Raw genomic sequence first — 19,298 nt, 5'->3', positions numbered from 1 at the left:
ATGACCCACCGTATCCCTGCGCGGCTGTTCGGCCTGCTGGCGATGACCCTGCCGCTGGCCGCCTGCGCCCAGAGCAACGCACCCACCGCGCCGGCGGAGCAGGCGGTCGCCGCGCGCCCGGCCGCGCCTGCGCCGCAACTGGTCAGCGGCCTGCCTGACTTCACCCAGCTGGTGGACCAGGTCGGGCCGGGCGTGGTGAACGTCGAAACCGTCATCGGCCCGCGCCGCGATCCGCGCATGGCCGCCAGGCGCCCGGACATGGACCAGCTGCCGGATTTCTTCCGCCGTTTCTTCGGCCCCGATTTCCAGATGCCCGGCGACGCGCCGGACAACGGCCCGCGCGGCCGCGGCATGGGCTCGGGCTTCATCATTTCCGCCGACGGCTACGTGCTGACCAACCACCACGTGATCGACGGCGCCGAGACGGTCAAGGTCAAGCTCAGCGACCGCCGCGAGTTCGACGCCAAGGTCGTCGGCAGCGACCAGCAGTACGACGTGGCGCTGCTGAAGATCGACGCCAAGGGCCTGCCGACCGTGCGCGTGGGCGACTCCAACACGCTCAAGCCCGGCCAGTGGGTGGTGGCGATCGGCTCGCCGTTCGGCCTGGACCACTCGGTCACCGCCGGCATCGTCAGCGCCACCGGCCGCAGCAACCCGTATGCCGAGCAGCGCTATGTGCCGTTCATCCAGACCGACGTGGCGATCAACCAGGGCAATTCCGGCGGCCCGCTGCTCAATACCCGCGGCGAGGTGGTCGGCATCAACTCGCAGATCTTCTCCGCCTCCGGCGGCTACATGGGCATCAGCTTCGCCATCCCGATCGACCTGGCGATGAGCGCGGTGGAGCAGATCAAGAAGACCGGCAAGGTCAGCCGCGGGCAGCTGGGCGTCATGGTCGGCGCGGTGACCGCCGACATCGCCCAGGGCTTCAAGCTGCCCGACAGTCGTGGTGCGCTGGTCAACCAGATGGTCGAGGATTCGGCCGCGGCCAAAGCCGGCGTGCAGCTGGGCGACGTGATCCGCTCGGTCAACGGCACCGAGATCGCGACTTCCAGCGACCTGCCGCCGCTGATCGGCGCCATGCCGCCGGGCAGCAAGGTCCGGCTCGGCATCCTGCGCGATGGCCGCGAGCGCGAGATTACCGTGACCCTGACCGAGCTGGCCGAGGACGCGGCGCGGCCCGCCAGTGGCCCGGCCGCCGGCGGCGAGGACAAGCCGATGGCGGGTGCCAATGCCCTGCTGGGGCTGGAGGTGGCCGACCTGACGGCCGCCGAGCGCAGGCAGCTGGGCCTGGACGCCAACGAGGGCGTGCGCATCACCGGCGTGAACGGGCAGGCTGCGCGCGAAGCGCGGCTGTCGCCGGGCATGGTGGTGCTGCAGGTCGGCCGCACCCCGGTCGGCAGCGTCGCCGCGCTCAACCGCGAACTGGCCAACTACAGGAAGGGCGACGTGGTGATGCTGCTGGTGCGTGCCGGCGGCAACAGCGCCTTCGTCGCGGTCCGGGCCGGCGACTGAGGCCTGTCCTTCATCAAGCTGTACGCAGGGGCCGCCTCCGGGCGGCTCCTGCCGTTCCGGCCCGCGCCGGTGCGGGCTGCCTGCCGGGCGTGCGATAATGCCGCGTTATCCTGACGACGCGCCGCGCCGCCGCCACCTTATGTCTGCCGATCCGATGCGGAACATCCGCAATTTCTCCATCATCGCCCACGTCGACCATGGCAAGTCCACCCTGGCCGACCGCATCATCCAGATCTGTGGCGGCCTGACCGCGCGCGAGATGGAAGCGCAGGTCCTGGACAACAACCCGATCGAGCGCGAGCGTGGCATCACCATCAAGGCGCAGTCGGTGTCGTTGCCGTATACCGCGCGCAATGGCGAAACCTATTACCTGAACTTCATCGACACCCCCGGCCACGTCGACTTCTCCTATGAAGTCAGCCGCTCGCTGGCCGCCTGCGAGGGCGCGCTGCTGGTGGTGGACGCCGCCCAGGGCGTGGAAGCCCAGTCCGTGGCCAACTGCTACACCGCGGTGGAGATGGGCCTGGAAGTGGTGCCGGTGCTGAACAAGATCGACCTGCCCACCGCCGACACCGAGCGCGCCAAGGCGGAGATCGAGGCGGTGATCGGCATCGACGCCACCGACGCGGTGCCGGTATCGGCCAAGACCGGCCTGAACGTGGAAGAGGTGCTGGAGGCCATCGTGCACCGCATCCCGCCGCCGGCCCCGCGCGAAACCGACAAGCTGCAGGCGCTGATCATCGACTCCTGGTTCGACAACTACCTGGGCGTGGTGTCGCTGGTGCGGGTGATGCAGGGCGAGGTCAAGACCGGCGACAAGCTGCTGGTCATGTCCACCGGCCGCAACCACCAGGTCGACGCGGTGGGCGTGTTCACGCCCAAGCGCAAGGTCACCGGCAAGCTGTCGGCGGGCGAGGTGGGCTGGATCACCGCGTCGATCAAGGACGTGCACGGCGCGCCGGTCGGCGACACCCTGACCCTGGCGGCCGACCCGGCGCCGGCGCCGCTGCCCGGTTTCCAGGAAATGCAGCCGCGCGTGTTCGCCGGCCTGTTCCCGGTCGACGCCGAGGACTACCCGGACCTGCGCGAGGCGCTGGACAAGCTGCGCCTGAACGATGCCGCGCTGCGCTTCGAGCCGGAAAGCTCCGAGGCGATGGGTTTCGGCTTCCGCTGCGGCTTCCTCGGCATGCTGCACATGGAGATCGTGCAGGAGCGTCTGGAGCGCGAGTACGACCTGGACCTGATCAGCACCGCGCCGACCGTGGTCTACGAGGTGCTCAAGAGCGACGGGTCCATCGTGATGATGGACAACCCGGCCAAGCTGCCGCCGATCAACCAAGTTGAGGAGATCCGCGAGCCGATCATCCGCGCCAACGTGCTCACCCCCGAGGAGTACATCGGCAACATCATCAAGCTGTGCGAGGAAAAGCGCGGCACCCAGATCGGCATCAACTACCTGGGCAGCCAGGTGCAGATCAGCTACGAGCTGCCGATGGCCGAGGTGGTGCTGGACTTCTTCGACAAGCTCAAGTCGGTCAGCCGCGGCTACGCTTCGCTGGACTACCACTTCGTGCGTTTCGAGGCCGGCCCGTTCGTGCGCGTGGACGTGCTGATCAACGGCGACAAGGTCGACGCGCTGTCGCTGATCGTGCACCGCAGCCACGCCGACCGCCGCGGCCGCGAGCTGTGCGAGAAGATGAAGGACCTGATCCCGCGGCAGATGTTCGACGTGGCCATCCAGGCCGCCGTCGGCTCGCAGATCATCGCCCGCACCACGGTCAAGGCCATGCGCAAGAACGTGCTGGCCAAGTGCTATGGTGGCGACGTTTCGCGCAAGAAGAAGCTTCTGGAAAAGCAGAAGGAAGGCAAGAAGCGCATGAAGCAGGTCGGCCGCGTGGAGATCCCGCAGGAAGCCTTCCTGGCCGTGCTGCAGATGGACAACAAGTGATGAGGCGGGGAACGGGGAACAGGGAACGGGGAATGTCGGGATCCGGTGCGCCGGTACCGATGGCGTCCTGTCCCATTCCCGGATCCCCGTTCCCTGTTCCCGCTTTTAGGAATTTCCATGAAATGGTTTGAAATCGCCCTGGTGGTGCTGACCCTCGGCTCGGGCCTGGTGCTGCTGCTGGACAAGCTGTTCCTGGCCAGGCGCCGCGCGGCCAGGGGCGGCCTGCTGGACAGCGAGGAGCCGGCGCTTGTCGACTACTCGCGCGCCTTCTTCCCGGTGCTGGCCGTGGTGCTGGTGCTGCGCAGCTTCATCGCCGAGCCGTACAAGATCCCGTCCAGCTCGATGATGCCCAACCTGCTGATCGGCGATTTCATCCTGGTCAACAAGTTCGCCTACGGCATCCGCCTGCCGATCACCAACACCAAGGTGATCCCGACCGGCGAGCCGAAGCGCGGCGACGTGGTGGTGTTCCAGTTCCCGGGCCACCCGGACATGCCGGGCGACCCGCAGCGCGGCGAGAACTTCATCAAGCGCGTCATCGGCCTGCCGGGCGACCGCATCGGTTTCCATGGCGACACCCTGTCGATCAACGGCCAGCCGCTGGCCTACGAGGTCAGGGGCGAGTACGTCGGCAAGGGCCGCGGCGCGGAAATGAACGGCGCCACCCTGCTCAGCGAGGCGCTGCCGGGCCGCACCCATACCGTGCTGGAATACCTGGGCCGCGCCAATCCGGCCGGGCAGGGCGACTGGGAAGTGCCGCAGGGCCAGTACCTGGTCATGGGCGACAACCGCGACAACAGCGACGATGGTCGTTTCTGGGGCTTCCTGCCGGAGCAGAACCTGCGCGGCAAGGCCTTCCTGATCTGGCTCAACTGCAGCGGCTGGTTCTGCAAGGACGGCTTCGAGCCGTCGCGGATCGGCTCGGGCATCCAGTAACGTAGGCGCAACCGGGGAGAACGCTATGAATCGCAAGCAAGGCGGCATGACGCTGACGTCGTTCCTGATGGTGTTGGCGGTGGTGGGTTTCGCGGCGTACATCGGCATGAAGCTGTTCCCGATGTACCAGGAGTTCTATGCGGTCAAGACCTCGATGAAGGCCCTGGCCAAGGAGCCGGGCAGCGCCGATCCGGTCAAGGCGCAGGAGATGTTCTTCAAGCGCATGGACATGAATTACTCGGACAGCGTCAAGCGCGAGAACGTCAAGTTCGACCGCATCGACGGCGGCGTGCGCATGAACGTGAGCTACGAAGTGCGTCGCCCGCTGGTCGGCAACCTCGACATCGTCGGCCGTTTCGAGAATTCCCAGGACCTGACCTCGCACGGTGAGTAGGACGGTGACACGGGGTGACCGCATCGGCCACCCGTTCAAGGACCAGGGCCTGCTGCGGCAGGCCCTGACCCATCGCAGCGCCGGCGCGCCGCACAACGAGCGCCTGGAATTCCTCGGCGACAGCATCGTCAACCTGATCGTGGCCGAGGCGCTGTTCGCGCGCTGGCCCAAGGCCGACGAGGGCGCGCTGACCCGGGCGCGGGCGGCGCTGGTATGCGAAAGCGCGCTGGCGGCCATGGCCCGCGACCTGGAACTGGGCGAGCGCCTGACCCTGGGGCCGGGCGAGATGAAGTCCGGCGGCCACCGCCGCGATTCGATCCTGGCCGACGCCTTCGAGGCGGTGGTGGCGGCGATCTACCTGGACGCCGGTTTCGAGGCCTGCCGCGCGCGGGTGCTGCCCTGGTTCGAGGCGCCGATGGCCGCGGTGCCGGTTGGCAAGCCGGAGAAGGACCCCAAGACCCGCCTGCAGGAATGGCTGCAGGCGCGGCAGAAGCCGCTGCCGGTGTATGAACTGGTATCGGAAACCGGCGATGACCATGCCCGGCATTTCCGGGTACGCTGCCGCCTGACCGACCCGGACCTCACCACCGAGGGCGAAGGCAGCTCCCGGCGGCTGGCCGAACAACAGGCGGCTGCGGCCGCGATCGAGCAACTGGATTCCAAGTGAACGACACCACCTCCCACCGCTGTGGCAGCGTCGCCGTCATCGGCCGCCCCAACGTCGGCAAATCGACCCTGACCAACGCCCTGGTGGGCGCCAAGGTCAGCATCGTCTCCAACCGGCCGCAGACCACGCGCCACCGCCTGCTGGGCATCGCCACCTTCCCGGAAGGCCAGCTGGTGCTGGTCGATACCCCCGGGCTGCACCGCCAGCAGAAGCGGGCCATGAACCGGGTGATGAACCGCGCCGCGCGCGGCTCGCTGGAAGGCGTGGACGCCGGCCTGCTGGTGATCGAGGCCGGGCGCTGGGACGAGGAAGACACCCTGGCCTTCAACGTGCTGCGCGATGCCGGCATCCCGGTGGTGCTGGTGGTCAACAAGGTCGACCGCCTGAAGGACAAGGGCGCGCTGCTGCCGTTCCTGCAGGAAATCACCGAAGGCCGCGACTTCGCCGGCGTGCATCCGATCTCGGCGCAGAAGCGCAACGGCCTGGAAGCGCTGGTGCGCGACGTGCTCAAGCTGCTGCCGGAAGCCCCGCCGATGTTCGGCGAGGACGAGATCACCGACCGCAGCCAGCGTTTCCTGGCCGGCGAACTGGTGCGCGAGCAGCTGATGCGCCAGCTGGGCGAGGAACTGCCGTACGCCACCACGGTGGAGATCGAGCGTTTCGCCGAGGACGGCAACCTGCTGCGCATCGGCGCGGTGATCTGGGTCGAGCGCGAGGGCCAGAAGGCCATCGTGATCGGCAAGGGCGGCGCGCGCCTGAAGGAAATCGGCGCCAAGGCCCGCCTGCAGATGGAACGCCTGTTCGGCGCCAAGGTCTTCCTGGAAACCTGGGTGCGCGTGCGCGAAGGCTGGTCGGACGACGAGGCCGCGCTCAAGGCCTTCGGCTACGAGTGAAGCGCCGGCCGCACCGATTCCGTAGGAGCGACTTCAGTCGCGAAAGGGCTTTACCCTTGACCTGCGCATTCTCGGTAAAGCTTGTTCGCGACTGAAGTCGCTCCTACGGCAAGCCGGACGAGGCGAGCGGAGCATCCTTCCCATGCGCATCGACGACGAACCCGCCTACGTCCTGCATGCGCGCCCCTGGCGCGAGACCAGCCTGCTGGTCGAGGCGCTGACGCGCGAGCATGGCCGCATCGGCCTGCTGGCGCGCGGCGTGCATGGACCGAAGAAGCAGACCCTGCGCGCGGCCCTGCAGCCGCTGCAGTCGATCCGCCTGGACGCGGTGATGGCCGGTGAGCTGGCGCAGCTGCGCCGCGCCGAGAGCCAGGACGCGGCACCGCGCCTGCACGGGCAGGCGATGCTGGCCGCCTTCTACATCAACGAGCTGGTGCTGCGCCTGGCGCCGCGCCATGACCCGCTGCCCGAACTGCATCATGCCTATGGCCAGGTGCGCGGCCGGCTGGCCGACGCGGCCGGGCTGGCGTGGGCGCTGCGCCGCTTCGAGCGCGACCTGCTCGAGGCGCTGGGGTTCGGCTTCGACTGGACCAGCGCCGCGGACGGGCAGCCCATCGACCCGGCGGCGCGTTACCGGCTGGACCCGCAGGAAGGGCCGCTGCGCTTGCTCAGCGAGCGCAATGCCGCCGAGCGCCGCGGCCTGGCCACCGGTGCGGCGCTGCTGGCGCTGGGCGAGGACCGCATGCCCGATGCGGCCGACCTGGCCAGCCTGCGGCCGCAGATGCGCGCGGTACTGCTGCACCACCTGGGCGGGCGCGGGCTCAAGTCGTGGGAGATGCTGGGGGACCTGAAAGGCCGCAGCTAGGGCTTCAATGCAGCAGCGCGCTCACCGCCGCGTCGAACTGGCGCCGCGCCATGTCCGACTCCGGCGCCTGGTGCAGCTGCCGCACCGCGCGGCCCAGCCGCGAGGCGCCGACGAAGCCGCAGCTGGCCTGCAGCCGGTGCAGCTGCCGGCGCAGGGCGCCGTCGTCGTGCTGCCGCAGCGCCACCGACACCGCATCGCGCGCGACCGGCAGTTCGGACAGGAACAGCTCGCGCAGCGCCACCACGTGGGCCTGCTGGCCATTGAGCGCGCTCAGCGCCGCGTTCTCGTCCCAGTCCGGCGTGGCCGGCTCCTCGGCCGGGGGCGGCTCGCTGGCGCCGGCCGGTCCGAGGCTGGCGCGGACGGCATCGAGCAGCTCGGCGCGGCGCATCGGCTTGACCAGCAGCCGCTCGAAACCGGCCTCGTGCAGCGACTGCTGCATGCCCGCGCCGTTGTCGGCGGTATGCGCCAGGGCGGGCACGCCGGGGTGCAGCGCGCGCAGGCGCTGCAGCAGCTCCTGGCCGCTGCCGTCGGGAAGGTTGGCGTCTATCAGCCACAGATCGTGGCGCGTCGCCGCGCCCATCTGCAGCGCCTGCGCGACCGAGCCGGCGATATCGACCGTGGCCGGCAGCGCTTCCAGTGCGGCGCGGAAAAAGCCCTGGCTGGTCGCGTCGTCCTCGACCAGCAGCAGGCGTGGCGGGGTGCCCTGAGCGTGCGTATTCATCTGCTGCCTCCATGTCAGCCGTGTCAAGCATGATTGGCGATGTGGCGCAGCCGCGCAAGCGGCGGAAGTCAGGCCCATGTGCATCTGCGACAATGGCGCCCCTTTTTGCCCGCAGCCGTCCGCCACGTGGCCCGATCCAGATCCCGCATAGACAAGACCCCGTTCCAGACCGACATCCTCGACCTCAGCCATGACGGCCGCGGCGTCGCCCGCCGTGAAGGCGAGGGCGGCAAGGTGACCTTCGTGGCCGGGGCGCTGCCTGGCGAGACGGTGATGGCCGAGCAGACCGGCAGGAGCCGCCATTTCGACGAAGCCCGCACCGTGGAGGTGCTCACCGCCTCGCCGCACCGCGTGCAGCCGCGCTGCCCGCATTTCGGCGTCTGCGCCGGCTGCGTGCTGCAGCACCTGGAGGAGGGCCAGCAGATCGTGGCCAAGCAGCAGGTGCTGATGGACAACCTGACCCGCATCGGCCATGTCAGCCCGGGGACGGTGCTGCCGCCGCTGGTGGGCGAGAACTGGGGCTACCGGCGCAAGGGGCGTTTCTCGGTGCGCCGCGTCGAGAAGAAGGACAAGACCCTGGTGGGGTTCCGCGAGCAGGACCCGCGCTTCGTCGCCGACCTGTCGCAGTGCCTGACCGTGATCCCCGAGATCGGCACCAAGGTGTCGGCGCTGTCGGCCTTCATCGAGGGCCTAGAAGGCAAGCGCGACATCCCGCAGATCGAATTCATCGGCGGCGATGCCGCCATCGCCCTGACCGTGCGCCACCTGCAGCCGCTGTCCGACGCGGACCGGCAGGCGTGGCAGGCGTTCGGCCAACAGCATGGCTTCGCCATCTACCTGCAGCCCGGCGGCCTGGAATCGGTGCACCCGCTGTGGCCGGCCGAAGGCGTGCCGCTGTCGTTCGCGCTGCCGCAGTGGAACGTGGAGCTGGCGTTCCGCCCGCTCGATTTCATCCAGGTCAACGCCAGGCTCAACCAGCAGATGATCGCGCATGCGCTGACGCTGCTGGACGCGCAGCCGGACGAGCGCGTGCTCGACCTGTTCTGTGGCCTGGGCAACTTCACCCTGCCGCTGGCGCGTACCGTGCGCGAGGTGGTGGGCGTGGAAGGCGAGGCCGGGCTGGTGGCGCGGGCGAAGGAAAACGCGCAGCGCAATGGCCTGGACAACGCGCAGTTCTTCGCCGCCGACCTCACCCAGGACCAGCGCAACGCGCCGTGGATGCGGCAGGGCTTCGACAAGCTGCTGCTCGACCCGCCGCGTTCGGGCGCCATCGACGTGCTGCAGCAGCTGCCGCTCAAACAGTTCAAGCGTATCGTCTACGTCAGCTGCCACCCGGGCTCGCTGGCGCGTGATGCCGGCTACCTGGTCAACGAGCAGGGCTTCACCCTGGTGTCGGCCGGCGCGATGGACATGTTCCCGCATACCGCGCACGTGGAAAGCATCGCGGTGTTCGAGAAAAAGTGAAATCCGCGCACATGGATGTGCGCTGCCCTTGCGAAGGATTCGCACAAATGAAAATCCGCGCAAATGGATGTGCGCTGCTCCTGCGAAGGATTCGCACAAGTGAAATCCGCGCACAGGGATGTGCGCTGCCCTTGCGAGGGATTCGCACAGATGAAATCCGCACACACGGACGTGCGCCGCTTCTGCGACGGACCCGCATCAACGAGGTTGTGAATGGGCATCGAGATCGAGCGCAAGTTCCGGGTCACCCATGACGGCTGGCGCGCCGCCGCGCACGCGGTCGTCCCGATGGCGCAGGGCTACATCAACGACATGGCGGCGATGGACAGCGGCGCGCAGAAGGCCTCGGTGCGCGTGCGCATCCAGGGCGATGCGGCGTACCTGAACATCAAGTCGCGCGAACTGGGCCACACCCGCCAGGAGTTCGACTACCCGGTGCCGGTGGCCGAGGCGCGCGAGCTGCTGGCGCTGTGCGTCGGCGGCCTGATCGACAAGCGCCGCCACCTGGTCAGGCACGGCGGTCTGCTGTGGGAAGTGGACGAGTTCCTCGGCGACAACGCCGGGCTGGTGGTGGCCGAGGTGGAACTGGAAAGCGCCGATCAGCCGTTCGACAGGCCGGACTGGGCCGGTGCCGAAGTGACCGACGAGCCGCGCTACTACAACCTGGCGCTGGCCTCGCACCCCTACACGCGATGGAGCGCCGCCGAGCGCGCCTGAGCCCTACGAGAAGAAGGAATTCCCATGCGCATCGACATCTGGTCCGACGTGGTCTGCCCCTGGTGCTGGATCGGCAAGCACCGCTTCCAGCGCGCGCTGGCGCTGATGGGCGACAAGGCGCCGCAGGTCGAGGTGCGCTGGCATCCGTTCCTGCTCGACCCGGACGCAGACGCCACGCCGGTGCCGCTGCGGCAGGCCTATGCGGCCAAGTTCGGCGGCGCCGAACGCACCGAACAGATGCTGGCGCAGACCCAGTCCGCCGCCCGCGCCGAAGGCCTGCCGATGGACTTCGACCGCGGCCAGGTCAAGGTCACCACCCTGCCGGCGCACCGCCTGCTGTGGCTGGCCGGGCGCGAGGGCGTGCAGGAGCCGGTGGGCGAGGCGCTGTTCCGCGCCCATTTCGAGCATGGCCGCAACCTGGCCGATCCCCAGGTGCTGGCCGAGGCGGCCGCCGCCGGCGGCATCCCGGCCGCGCGCGTCGAGGCCCTGCTGGCCTCGGACGAAGGCCTGGCCGAGGTCCGCGCCGGGCTGGGCCAGGCGCAGGCGCTGGGCATCCAGTCGGTGCCGACCTTCGTCATCAATGGCCGCTACGCGGTGCAGGGCGCGCAACCGCCGGAGGTGTTCGCGCAGGTACTGGAGAAGGTGGCCGCCGAGCTGGCGCCGGCCCCGGCCGCCGGCGCGGATGAACCGGCCTGCGGGCCGGACGGCTGCAGCCTCTGACGCGGCGGGCGCCATCTGCGACAATGCCGGGCTTGGTTGTATGGGAATCCGCACATGCTTCTGATCGGCGTCGCCGGCACCGAACTGACTGCCCAGGAACGCGACTGGCTGCAGCATGACGCCGTGGCCGGCGTGGTGCTGTTCAAGCGCAATTTCGCCTCGCGCGCGCAGGTGGTCGAACTGACCGCCGCGATCCGCGCCGCCACCGCGCGCCCGCTGCTGATCGCGGTGGACCAGGAAGGCGGGCGCGTGCAGCGTTTCCGCGAGGGCTTCAGCGACCTGCCGCCGCTGGACGGCTTCGGCCGGCTGCACGCCACCGACCCGGAGGCCGCGCTGGCGCTGGCCGAACAGCATGCCTGGCTGATGGCCAGCGAGATCCGCGCCAGCGGCCTGGACCTGAGCTTCGCGCCGGTGGTGGACCTGGGGCGCGGCAACCTGGCCATCGGCAACCGCGCCTTCGCCGAGGACCCGCAGGTCGTCGCGGCGCTGGCCCAGGCCTATGTGCGCGGCATGCACGGCGCCGGCATGGCCGCCACGCTCAAGCACTTCCCCGGCCACGGCACGGTGCGCGAGGACACCCATGTCGACACCGCCGTCGACCCGCGCCCGCTGCACGAACTGGAAACGCAGGATCTGCTACCGTTCCGCGCCGGCATCCAGGCCGGGGCCGATGCGGTGATGATGGCCCACGTCATCTACCCGCAGGTCGCGCCGGAACCGGCCGGCTATTCGCCGCGCTGGATCAACCAGATCCTGCGGCAACAGATGGGCTTCCGCGGCGTGGTGTTCTCCGACGACATCGGCATGGCGGCCTCGTTCGCCGCCGGTGGCGTCAAGGCCCGGGTCGATGCCCACCTGGATGCCGGCTGCGACGTGGTGCTGGTCTGCCACCCGGAGCTGGTCGAAGAATCGCTGCAGGCCGTGGCCGGCCGCAGCCTCAACACCGCCGCGCTGCTGGGCCTGATCGCCCACGGCGCCATGGGCTGGGGCGGCCTGCTGGCCGACGCCCGCCACGGCGACACCCAAACCCGTCTGCTCGAAACTCTCGGAAGAACCGCCTGATGTCCAAACTCACTCTCGAACAAGCCGTGGCCCAGGCCGACCTGCTGGTCGATCGCCCCGCCATCGACCAGGCCATCGCCGGCATCGCCGACGCCATCGCGCGCGACTACAGGGGCGAGGTGCCGGTGTTCCTGTCGATCATGAACGGCGCGCTGCCGTTCGCCGGCCAGCTGGCGCTGGAACTGGGCGCGCGCGGCCAGGATGCGCAGTTCGACTACATGCAGGCCTCGCGCTACCACGGCGAGAGCGGCGGCGAACTGGTCTGGAAGCACCGCCCGGTGTCGGCGCTGTTCGGCCGCCGCGTGCTGCTGGTGGACGACATCCTCGACGAGGGCTTCACCCTGCAGGGCGTGCGCGAGTGGTGCCTGGAACAGGGCGCCACCGACGTGCGCATCGCCGTGCTGGCGGTCAAGAAGCACGACCGCTGCCTGCCCGACGTGCAGGCCGACTACGCCGGCATCGAACTGCCGGACCGCTTCGTGTTCGGTTTCGGCATGGACGTCAGCGAATCGCTGCGCCCGCTGCCGGCCATCTATGCGATGAAGCAGTGAGTTTTGCGGGGGCCGGGGACCGGAGGCCGGAGGTCGGGGAGGAGCAGACGCTGCGCCTTCGGACCCGGCTTCTCCCCGGCCTCTGACCTCCGGCCCCTGACCCCTGGAACCCCCCATGCAACCCATCGCACTGGCCGTGATCGGCGGCACCGGTGTCTACAAGCTGGCCGCGCTGGACGACGTCCAGTCCCATGAAGTGCAGACCCGTTACGGCGCGCCGTCCGGCCCGGTCCGTGTCGGGCTGCTGGATGGCCGGCGCGTGGCCTTCCTCGCCCGTCATGGCGAAGGCCATTCGATCCCGCCGCACAAGGTCAACTACCGCGCCAACCTGGCCGCGCTCAAGCAGCTGGGCGCTACCCGCGTGCTCGCGCTCAACACCGTCGGCGGCATCACCGACGACTTCGGGCCGCGCGTGCTGGCCTGCCCGGACCAGCTGATCGACTACACCTGGGGCCGCATTTCGACGCTGTGCGAGGAAGCGGGCAGCGAAGTGCTGCACGTGGACTTCGGCCACCCGTACACACCGGCGCTGCGCGCGCAGGTGCTGGCCGCGGCGCGCGCGCGCGGTGTCGCCGTGCACGACGGCGGCTGCTACGGCGCCACGCAGGGGCCGCGCCTGGAAACCATCGCCGAGATCGCGCGCATGCGCCGCGATGGCTGCGACCTGGTCGGCATGACCGGCATGCCCGAGGCCGGGCTGGCGCGCGAACTGGGCCTGGACTACGCCTGCCTGGCCATCGTCGCCAACTGGGCGGCCGGCTGCGGCGATGCCGCGGAGATCACGATGGACGAGGTGCTGGCGAATGTCGCCGCGGCCTCGGCGGGCCTGCCCGCGCTGATCGGGGAATTGGCCCGGGGGTGATTGTCATCCCGGCCCAAGCTTTGCATACTCCGCCAGTACGCCATTCAGCGTGCATCAATCCATTCATCGAACAAGGTCTCGCATCACCATGCCGAACGGTACCGTCAAGTGGTTCAACGACGCCAAGGGATTTGGCTTCATCTCACCGGAGGACGGCAGCGCCGATGTCTTCGCGCACTTCTCCGCGATCAATTCCAAGGGCTTCCGCAGCCTGCAGGAAGGACAGCGCGTCAGCTATGACGTGACCCAGGGCCCGAAGGGCGCCCAGGCTTCCAATATCACGCCGGTCGAGTGATCCACTCGGCTGTGCCGAAAGAACCCCGCCGAGGCGGGGTTTTTTTTTAGCGCCGCAGGAAACGCAATGAGCAGGTCGCTGGATATCGCCATCGTCGGTTACGGCACCGCCGGCCAGTCGCTGGCCGTGCTGCTGTCGCGCGACGGCCACCGCGTGCAGGTGTTCGAACGGGCCGCGCGCCCCGGGCCGGTGGGCGCCGGGTTCCTGCTGCAGCCCAGCGGGCTGCAGGCGCTGTGGCAGATGGGCCTGTTGCCACAGGTACTCGCCCATGGCGCGGTGGTGCGCCGCCTGTACGGCGAAACGCCCTGCGGCCGCGCGGTGATGGACATGTGCTATGCCGGCCTGGACGCGCGCCTGCACGGCGTGGGCATGCAACGCGGCGCGCTGTTCGCGCTGCTGGACGCGGCATGGGAGCGCGGCGACGGCGCGCTGCACGTGGACAGCTGCATCGACGCCATCGACGACGGCCTGCGGCGGGTGCGCGACCAGCACGGGCAATGGCACGGGCCGTTCGACCTGGTGATCGCCACCGACGGCGCCGCGTCCGGGCTGCGCGCGCAGGTGCGCGGCACGCGGCTGGACCGTCCCTATCCGTGGGGCGCGCTGTGGTGCCTGCTGCCGTGCGGCGACTGGGCGTTCGCCGACGAGCTGCGCCAGCGCTATGTCGCCGCGCGCAAGATGATCGGCCTGCTGCCGGTGGGCACCCGCCCCGGCGACGAGGTGCCGCGGCTGAGTTTCTTCTGGAGCCTGCCGCGCGACGGCTTCGAGGCCTGGGAGCGCGCCGGGCTCGCGCCTTGGCTCGACGAGATCGGGCAGCTGTGGCCGGAGGCGCGGCAGCGCCTGCAGGGCATCACCGTGCAGGCGCAGCTGGCGCGGGCCAGCTACCGCGACGCGGTGCTGGACCGCTGGTACCGCGGCCGGCTGGTGCTGGCCGGCGATGCCGCGCATTCGATGAGCCCGCAGCTCGGCCAGGGCGTGAACATGGCGCTGCTCGACGCGATGGCCCTGCGCGATGCGCTGCGCAGCGAAGCGGACGTGGATGCGGCGCTGGCGCGCTACCAGGCCGCGCGCCAGGCGCATGTGCATCTGTACCAGTTCTGGAGCCGCTGGCTGACGCCGGTGTTCCAGTCCGATCGCGACTGGATCGCGCATGCGCGCGACCTGTTGTTCAAGCCGATGGGCCGCATGCCGGGAGGGCGCGGGCACATGCTGCGCGTGCTCAGCGGCACCCAGCTGGGCGTGTTCGGCAAGCTGCCGCTGGCGCCGGAATTCATCCAGGCGCTGGCTGGAGACGACTGAGCCGGCGCACGCAGGGCGGCGTCATTCTCGCCGGGCCGACACCGGCCTGCGGCAGAATGCGACGCATCGTCCATCGCGCAGGGCCGGCCATGAGCATCGAGGCAGTTCCGTTCGAAACCCACGTGGTGCTCAACCAGCCGCCGCCGTTTCCCGAGCGCAACCTGTGGCGCGACGACATTGCCTTGCGCGAGGCGGTCGCGCGCGAAGGCGGCGAAGGGTTCGCCGCGGCGCTGGACGACTACGGCGCGCTGGCAGGGGGCGAGCTGTACCGGCTCGGCTTCGATGCCAACCGCAGCAGGCCGCTGCTGCGTACCCACGATGCGCAGGGCCACCGCATCGACACCGTGGATTTCCACCCCGCCTGGCACCGTTTGATGGATGCGGCCAAGGCGCACGACGTGGCCGGGCTGTCGTGGCGGCAGCCGCAGGCGGGCGCGCATGTCGCGCGTGCCGCGTTGAGCTTCCTGCATCACCAGGCGGAGGCGGGCAGCAGCTGCCCGCTGACCATGACCCACGCCGCCGTGCCGGTGCTGCGCCGCGAGCCGGCGCTGGCGGAGTGGGCCGCCAAGGCCGCCGCGCCGCATTACGACCCGCGCGACGTGCCCATCGCGCAGAAGGCCGGCATCACCGTGGGCATGGGCATGACCGAGAAGCAGGGCGGCTCGGACGTGCGCAGCAACCGCACCTGCGCCACGCCGCTGGCCGGCGAAGGCGAGTACGCGCTGGTCGGGCACAAATGGTTCTTCTCCGCGCCCATGTCCGATGGCTGGCTGGTGTTGGCGCAGGCGCCGGGTGGATTGAGCTGTTTCCTGATGCCCCGGCGCCTGCCCGACGGCGCGCGCAACGCCTTCCGGTTGATGCGCCTGAAGGACAAGCTCGGCGACTGGGCCAACGCCTCCAGCGAGGTCGAGTTCTGCGGCGCCTGGGCGCGGCGCATCGGCGAGGAAGGGCGCGGGGTGGCGACCATCATCGAGATGGTGATGCTGACGCGGCTGGACTGCATGCTCGGCGCCGCCGCGGAAATGCGCATGGCGCTCGCGCAGGCGCTGCACCATGCACGGCATCGCAGCGCCTTCGGCCGGCGCCTGGTCGAGCAGCCGCTGATGGCCAACGTGCTGGCGGACCTGGCGCTGGAATCGGAGGCCTCCACCGCGCTGGCGCTGCGCGTCGCGCGTGCGGCGGACGCGGCCGCGCGCGCGCCGCAGGAAGCGGCGTTCGCGCGCGTTGCCACGGCCATCGGCAAGTTCTGGCTCTGCCGGCGGGCGGCGGGTTTCGTCAACGAGGCGCAGGAGTGCCTGGGCGGCGCCGGCTACATCGAGGAGTCGATGCTGCCGCGGCTGTACCGGCAGGCGCCGCTCAATTCGATCTGGGAAGGCAGCGGCAACGTGCAATGCCTGGACGTGCTGCGCGCGCTGTCGCGCGAACCCCAGGCGCGGCAGGCGCTGGCGCGCGAGCTGGAGCAGGCGCGTGGGCGCGACGCTGCCTACGATGCGGCGCTGGAGGCCTTGCCGCCCTTGCTGGACGAGGGAACGGTGGCCGAAGCCGCGGCGCGGCGCGTTGCCGCCACGCTGGCGGTCCTGCTGCAGGCTGCCGTGTTGCTGCGTGCCGGCAGCCCCGTGGCCGGCGCGTTCGTCGCCTCGCGCCTGGCGGCCGCCACGCCGCCGGCCTACGGCATGCTGGAGGCGTCGCTGCCGTTCGCGGACATCCTGGAACGGGCCTGGCCGTCAACCTGAGCGGCATCGTGATGCCGCCCTGGACGGAGGCGGAAGCGCCGCGCCTTCCTCCAGGCACCGGAAGGGAACGCGCAGCCGCCCCATGAGGCGGCTGCGCGGTGAAACAGGAATCAACGCTTGGCGTCGTTGGCCTCCTGGCGGGCCTTCTCGGCGGTGTCGTGCGCATGGTCGGCGACCTTCTGCGCGGCGTCGGCAGTCGCGGCGCTGGCATTGGCCGCCGCTTCCCTGGCCGCGACAGCGGCGTCATCGGCGGCGGCGGTGGTCGCATCGGCCGCGCGGTCCAGCGCCTGCTCGGACTTGGCGGCGGCTTCGCGGGTGGCGTCCGCGGCGCGGTCGGCGGCGCTGCGGGCCGCATCGGCCGCGGATTCGCCCGCGTTGCGCGCCGCTTCGGCGGCATGGTCGGCGGCGGCCGCGGCGTCGCGCTTGGCCTGTTCGGCGTTCGGGTCGTTGCAGGCGGTCAGGGCCAGCATCAGGCTGCCGGCCAGCAGCGGGACAAAAAGCTTCATCGCGTTCTCCTGGGTTGGGGGACGACGCGCGCAGCGTAGGAGGGAGCGGATTCAGATTGCGTCAACGCCGCCGGGGACGGCAGCAGCGCAGGGTGGGCATGCCTGCGGGTTCCGCCGGTCGCGGTGCCGGAGGCCCGCGGAGCAGTGGCGAGCCCATGTTGGTCGACGGCGCCATCAAGGGACGACAGGACGGGCCCCGCCGGATGGCGCCAGGGAAGCCGCCGGGCGCGGTTCCCGACATCGCCTGTCGATGGCCGAAGGTTGCCGCCACGAGGGCGGCAACAAAAAAGCCGCTGGCGAACCAGCGGCTTTTCAGACTTGCGTCGAAGAAGAAGTTATTACTTCTTGGCTTCTTCGGCAGCGTCCTTGGCCTTGTCGGCCACGTCTTCGGCAGCCTTGGCGGTGTCGGCAGCGGCGCCGGCAGCGGCGTCGGTGGCAGCGCCAGCGGCGGCGGCAGCGGCGTCACCAGCGGCGTCAGCAGCGGTGGCGGCGGTGTCGGCAGCAGCCTGGGCGGCGTCGGCGGTTTCGGCGCCGGCGGCAGCAGCCTGGTCAGCAGCGGCCTGGGCGTCGGTGGCGGCTTCGTTGGCCGAAGCAGCGGCGTCCTGGGCAGCTTCCTGCTTCGAGCAGGCGGCCAGAGCCAGGCCCAGGGCCATCGCGATCAGCAGCTTGTTGATGCTCATTGTGTGAATCCTCGTCGTTAGATTAGGCAACGCGCCATTGCGCGCCTTGAACATGATGACAAGCCCATTTCGACTGTCAAGCGACCGCGCATTCATTTTTGTCGAACAGGCATTAAGTCCAATCAAATCAATTCGATGGCGATGGCCGTGGCTTCGCCGCCGCCGATGCAGAGGGACGCAACGCCACGCTTGAGGCCACGGCTGCGCAGGGCGTTGACCAGCGTGACCACAAGGCGCGCGCCCGAAGCGCCGATCGGATGGCCCAGCGCGCAGGCGCCGCCGTTGACGTTGATCTTTTCGTGGGGGATGCCCAGCTCGCGGATCGGCGCCATCGCCACCACGGCGAAGGCTTCGTTGATCTCGAACAGGTCCACGTCGCCGACCTGCCAGCCGGCCTTGTCCAGCACCTGCCTGACCGCACCGATCGGCGCGGTGGTGAACCACTCCGGCTCCTGCGAGAAGGTGGCATGGGCGACGATGCGGGCCAGTGGCTGCACGCCGCGGCGCGCGGCCTCGTCGGCGGCCAGCAGCACCACGGCGGCGGCGCCGTCGGAGATGCTGGAGGAACTGGCGGCGGTGACGCTGCCGTCCTTCCTGAAGGCCGGCTTCAGGGTCGGGATCTTGGCGATGTCGGACCTGCCCGGCTGTTCGTCCTGGTCGACCTCGATCTCGCCCTTGCGGGTGGCGACCTTGACCGGGACGATCTCGTCCTTGAACGCGCCACTGGCCTGCGCCGCCTGGGCGCGCTTGACCGATTCGATCGCGTAGGCGTCCTGCTCCTCGCGGGTGAAACCGAACCTGGCGACGGTGCCCTCGGCGAACACGCCCATGGCCTGGCCGTCGTAGGGGTTGGTCAGGCCGTCCCAGGCCATGTGGTCCACCGCCTGGAAGTTGCCGTAGCGGTTGCCGGTGCGCGAATTGGGGATCATGTGCGGCGCGTTGGACATGGATTCCATGCCGCCGGCGACGACAATGCTGGCCGAGCCGGCTTTGATCAGGTCGTGGCCGAGCATGATGGCCTTCATGCCCGAGCCGCACACCTTGTTGAGCGTGGTGCAGCCGGTGCTGGCGGGCAGGCCGGCGGCGAGCGAGGCCTGGCGCGCCGGCGCCTGACCCAGGTTGGCCGGCAGCACGCAGCCCATGATCACCTCGGAAACGTCGGTGGCGGGAATGCCGGACTGCTCCATGGCCGCGCGGATCGCGGTGGCGCCGAGGGTCGGGGTGGGGACGCCATTGAACTGGCCGAGGAAGGAGCCGATGGCGGTGCGCTTTGCGGCGGCGATGACGATGTCGGACATGTGCGGTCTCGGTTGTATCCTGCAACGATTATCGAAAGCCGCTGGCGGCGTGCCCATTGGACCAACGGCACATCCCGGCAGGCAGCGGTTTGTCGTTGCAGTATAGAAGGTGTGCCATCGCATGGCCGGGCGGTGGCAATACCTGAATGCACATCGGTGTCCGGCGAGTCAT

At 69.8% G+C, this 19,298-nt stretch carries 20 protein-coding genes; 16 read left to right on the top strand and 4 right to left on the bottom strand.

Annotated elements, in window-relative coordinates:
• The 7 genes from AC06FP_RS07615 (at position 1) to recO (ending at position 7,218) form a co-directional block, all read left to right on the top strand.
• A complete protein-coding gene (locus AC06FP_RS07615; RefSeq protein ID WP_478075079.1) occupies positions 1 to 1,515 on the top strand; it encodes a DegQ family serine endoprotease in 1,515 nt (504 codons plus the stop codon).
• A 154-nt stretch (positions 1,516 to 1,669) separates the two neighbouring features.
• Positions 1,670 to 3,463 carry a translation elongation factor 4 gene (gene lepA, locus AC06FP_RS07610; RefSeq protein ID WP_456118649.1) on the top strand — a complete coding sequence of 598 codons (1,794 nt, stop codon included), beginning with the start codon at positions 1,670 to 1,672 and terminating at the stop codon, positions 3,461 to 3,463.
• A 117-nt stretch (positions 3,464 to 3,580) separates the two neighbouring features.
• On the top strand, positions 3,581 to 4,399 hold the full coding sequence (gene lepB / locus AC06FP_RS07605) for a signal peptidase I (protein ID WP_456118651.1): 819 nt from the start codon (positions 3,581 to 3,583) through the stop codon (positions 4,397 to 4,399).
• Between the two features lie 25 nt (positions 4,400 to 4,424).
• Entirely contained in the window at positions 4,425 to 4,793 is a 369-nt protein-coding gene (locus AC06FP_RS07600; RefSeq protein ID WP_456118653.1) for a DUF4845 domain-containing protein, read from the top strand.
• Entirely contained in the window at positions 4,786 to 5,460 is a 675-nt protein-coding gene (gene rnc, locus AC06FP_RS07595; RefSeq protein WP_456118655.1) for a ribonuclease III, read from the top strand. The genes AC06FP_RS07600 and rnc overlap by 8 nt, the downstream gene beginning before the upstream one ends.
• Positions 5,457 to 6,353 (top strand): GTPase Era, encoded by an 897-nt coding sequence (gene era / locus AC06FP_RS07590; RefSeq protein WP_456118657.1) that lies wholly within the window; start codon positions 5,457 to 5,459, stop codon positions 6,351 to 6,353. The genes rnc and era overlap by 4 nt, the downstream gene beginning before the upstream one ends.
• Positions 6,354 to 6,495: 142 nt before the next feature.
• A complete protein-coding gene (gene recO / locus AC06FP_RS07585) occupies positions 6,496 to 7,218 on the top strand; it encodes a DNA repair protein RecO (protein ID WP_478075078.1) in 723 nt (240 codons plus the stop codon).
• A gap of 4 nt (positions 7,219 to 7,222) precedes the next feature.
• Here recO and AC06FP_RS07580 read toward each other — a convergent pair whose 3' ends face one another.
• The gene (locus AC06FP_RS07580; protein ID WP_456118661.1) at positions 7,223 to 7,939 is read right to left on the bottom strand and encodes an Hpt domain-containing response regulator; all 717 of its coding nucleotides are present in this window, start codon (positions 7,937 to 7,939) and stop codon (positions 7,223 to 7,225) included.
• Positions 7,940 to 8,065: 126 nt separating this feature from the next.
• Here AC06FP_RS07580 and rlmD point away from each other — a divergent pair, with 126 nt between their 5' ends.
• From rlmD to AC06FP_RS07535, 9 genes are all read left to right on the top strand, one after another.
• Positions 8,066 to 9,403 carry a 23S rRNA (uracil(1939)-C(5))-methyltransferase RlmD gene (rlmD, locus tag AC06FP_RS07575; RefSeq protein WP_456118663.1) on the top strand — a complete coding sequence of 446 codons (1,338 nt, stop codon included), beginning with the start codon at positions 8,066 to 8,068 and terminating at the stop codon, positions 9,401 to 9,403.
• Between the two features lie 213 nt (positions 9,404 to 9,616).
• Complete coding sequence (locus AC06FP_RS07570) at positions 9,617 to 10,120, top strand: CYTH domain-containing protein (protein WP_478075077.1); 504 nt, start codon at positions 9,617 to 9,619, stop codon at positions 10,118 to 10,120.
• A gap of 24 nt (positions 10,121 to 10,144) precedes the next feature.
• Positions 10,145 to 10,840: a DsbA family oxidoreductase gene (locus tag AC06FP_RS07565; RefSeq protein ID WP_478075076.1), complete on the top strand. Its 696-nt coding sequence runs from the start codon at positions 10,145 to 10,147 to the stop codon at positions 10,838 to 10,840.
• A gap of 54 nt (positions 10,841 to 10,894) precedes the next feature.
• Positions 10,895 to 11,902, top strand: a complete 1,008-nt coding sequence (nagZ, locus tag AC06FP_RS07560) for a beta-N-acetylhexosaminidase (protein ID WP_456118669.1) — start codon at positions 10,895 to 10,897, stop codon at positions 11,900 to 11,902.
• Positions 11,902 to 12,453: a hypoxanthine-guanine phosphoribosyltransferase gene (locus AC06FP_RS07555; RefSeq protein ID WP_433851051.1), complete on the top strand. Its 552-nt coding sequence runs from the start codon at positions 11,902 to 11,904 to the stop codon at positions 12,451 to 12,453. The genes nagZ and AC06FP_RS07555 overlap by 1 nt, the downstream gene beginning before the upstream one ends.
• A 115-nt stretch (positions 12,454 to 12,568) precedes the next feature.
• Entirely contained in the window at positions 12,569 to 13,315 is a 747-nt protein-coding gene (locus AC06FP_RS07550; RefSeq protein WP_478075075.1) for an S-methyl-5'-thioinosine phosphorylase, read from the top strand.
• Positions 13,316 to 13,403: 88 nt separating this feature from the next.
• Positions 13,404 to 13,610: a transcription antiterminator/RNA stability regulator CspE gene (cspE, locus tag AC06FP_RS07545; protein WP_003488188.1), complete on the top strand. Its 207-nt coding sequence runs from the start codon at positions 13,404 to 13,406 to the stop codon at positions 13,608 to 13,610.
• A gap of 66 nt (positions 13,611 to 13,676) precedes the next feature.
• Complete coding sequence (locus tag AC06FP_RS07540; protein ID WP_478075074.1) at positions 13,677 to 14,909, top strand: FAD-dependent oxidoreductase; 1,233 nt, start codon at positions 13,677 to 13,679, stop codon at positions 14,907 to 14,909.
• An 89-nt stretch (positions 14,910 to 14,998) separates the two neighbouring features.
• The gene (locus AC06FP_RS07535; protein WP_478075073.1) at positions 14,999 to 16,642 is read left to right on the top strand and encodes an isovaleryl-CoA dehydrogenase; all 1,644 of its coding nucleotides are present in this window, start codon (positions 14,999 to 15,001) and stop codon (positions 16,640 to 16,642) included.
• A 110-nt stretch (positions 16,643 to 16,752) separates the two neighbouring features.
• On the opposite strand, the gene AC06FP_RS07530 is transcribed toward AC06FP_RS07535, so the two are convergent.
• The 3 genes from AC06FP_RS07530 to AC06FP_RS07520 form a co-directional block, all read right to left on the bottom strand.
• Positions 16,753 to 17,148, bottom strand: a complete 396-nt coding sequence (locus AC06FP_RS07530; protein ID WP_456118697.1) for a hypothetical protein — start codon at positions 17,146 to 17,148, stop codon at positions 16,753 to 16,755.
• A gap of 338 nt (positions 17,149 to 17,486) precedes the next feature.
• Entirely contained in the window at positions 17,487 to 17,828 is a 342-nt protein-coding gene (locus tag AC06FP_RS07525) for a hypothetical protein (protein ID WP_054664409.1), read from the bottom strand.
• A 122-nt stretch (positions 17,829 to 17,950) separates the two neighbouring features.
• Positions 17,951 to 19,126 (bottom strand): thiolase family protein, encoded by a 1,176-nt coding sequence (locus AC06FP_RS07520; protein ID WP_478075072.1) that lies wholly within the window; start codon positions 19,124 to 19,126, stop codon positions 17,951 to 17,953.
• Positions 19,127 to 19,298 lie beyond the last annotated feature (172 nt).

The organism is Stenotrophomonas sp. Steno-Z2 (assembly GCF_056393235.1).
The sequence above is the reverse complement of the archived record's forward strand: the minus strand, read 5'-3'. Positions and strand labels throughout refer to the sequence as shown.

Coding starts and splice junctions, on each gene's coding strand:
- AC06FP_RS07615 (WP_478075079.1), top strand. CDS start 1: ATGACCCACCGTATCCCTGCGCGGCTGTTCGGCCTGCTGGCGATGACC.
- lepA (WP_456118649.1), top strand. CDS start 1,670: ATGCGGAACATCCGCAATTTCTCCATCATCGCCCACGTCGACCATGGC.
- lepB (WP_456118651.1), top strand. CDS start 3,581: ATGAAATGGTTTGAAATCGCCCTGGTGGTGCTGACCCTCGGCTCGGGC.
- AC06FP_RS07600 (WP_456118653.1), top strand. CDS start 4,425: ATGAATCGCAAGCAAGGCGGCATGACGCTGACGTCGTTCCTGATGGTG.
- recO (WP_478075078.1), top strand. CDS start 6,496: ATGCGCATCGACGACGAACCCGCCTACGTCCTGCATGCGCGCCCCTGG.
- AC06FP_RS07580 (WP_456118661.1), bottom strand. CDS start 7,939: ATGAATACGCACGCTCAGGGCACCCCGCCACGCCTGCTGCTGGTCGAG.
- AC06FP_RS07570 (WP_478075077.1), top strand. CDS start 9,617: ATGGGCATCGAGATCGAGCGCAAGTTCCGGGTCACCCATGACGGCTGG.
- AC06FP_RS07565 (WP_478075076.1), top strand. CDS start 10,145: ATGCGCATCGACATCTGGTCCGACGTGGTCTGCCCCTGGTGCTGGATC.
- nagZ (WP_456118669.1), top strand. CDS start 10,895: ATGCTTCTGATCGGCGTCGCCGGCACCGAACTGACTGCCCAGGAACGC.
- AC06FP_RS07555 (WP_433851051.1), top strand. CDS start 11,902: ATGTCCAAACTCACTCTCGAACAAGCCGTGGCCCAGGCCGACCTGCTG.
- AC06FP_RS07550 (WP_478075075.1), top strand. CDS start 12,569: ATGCAACCCATCGCACTGGCCGTGATCGGCGGCACCGGTGTCTACAAG.
- cspE (WP_003488188.1), top strand. CDS start 13,404: ATGCCGAACGGTACCGTCAAGTGGTTCAACGACGCCAAGGGATTTGGC.
- AC06FP_RS07540 (WP_478075074.1), top strand. CDS start 13,677: ATGAGCAGGTCGCTGGATATCGCCATCGTCGGTTACGGCACCGCCGGC.
- AC06FP_RS07535 (WP_478075073.1), top strand. CDS start 14,999: ATGAGCATCGAGGCAGTTCCGTTCGAAACCCACGTGGTGCTCAACCAG.
- AC06FP_RS07530 (WP_456118697.1), bottom strand. CDS start 17,148: ATGAAGCTTTTTGTCCCGCTGCTGGCCGGCAGCCTGATGCTGGCCCTG.
- AC06FP_RS07525 (WP_054664409.1), bottom strand. CDS start 17,828: ATGAGCATCAACAAGCTGCTGATCGCGATGGCCCTGGGCCTGGCTCTG.
- AC06FP_RS07520 (WP_478075072.1), bottom strand. CDS start 19,126: ATGTCCGACATCGTCATCGCCGCCGCAAAGCGCACCGCCATCGGCTCC.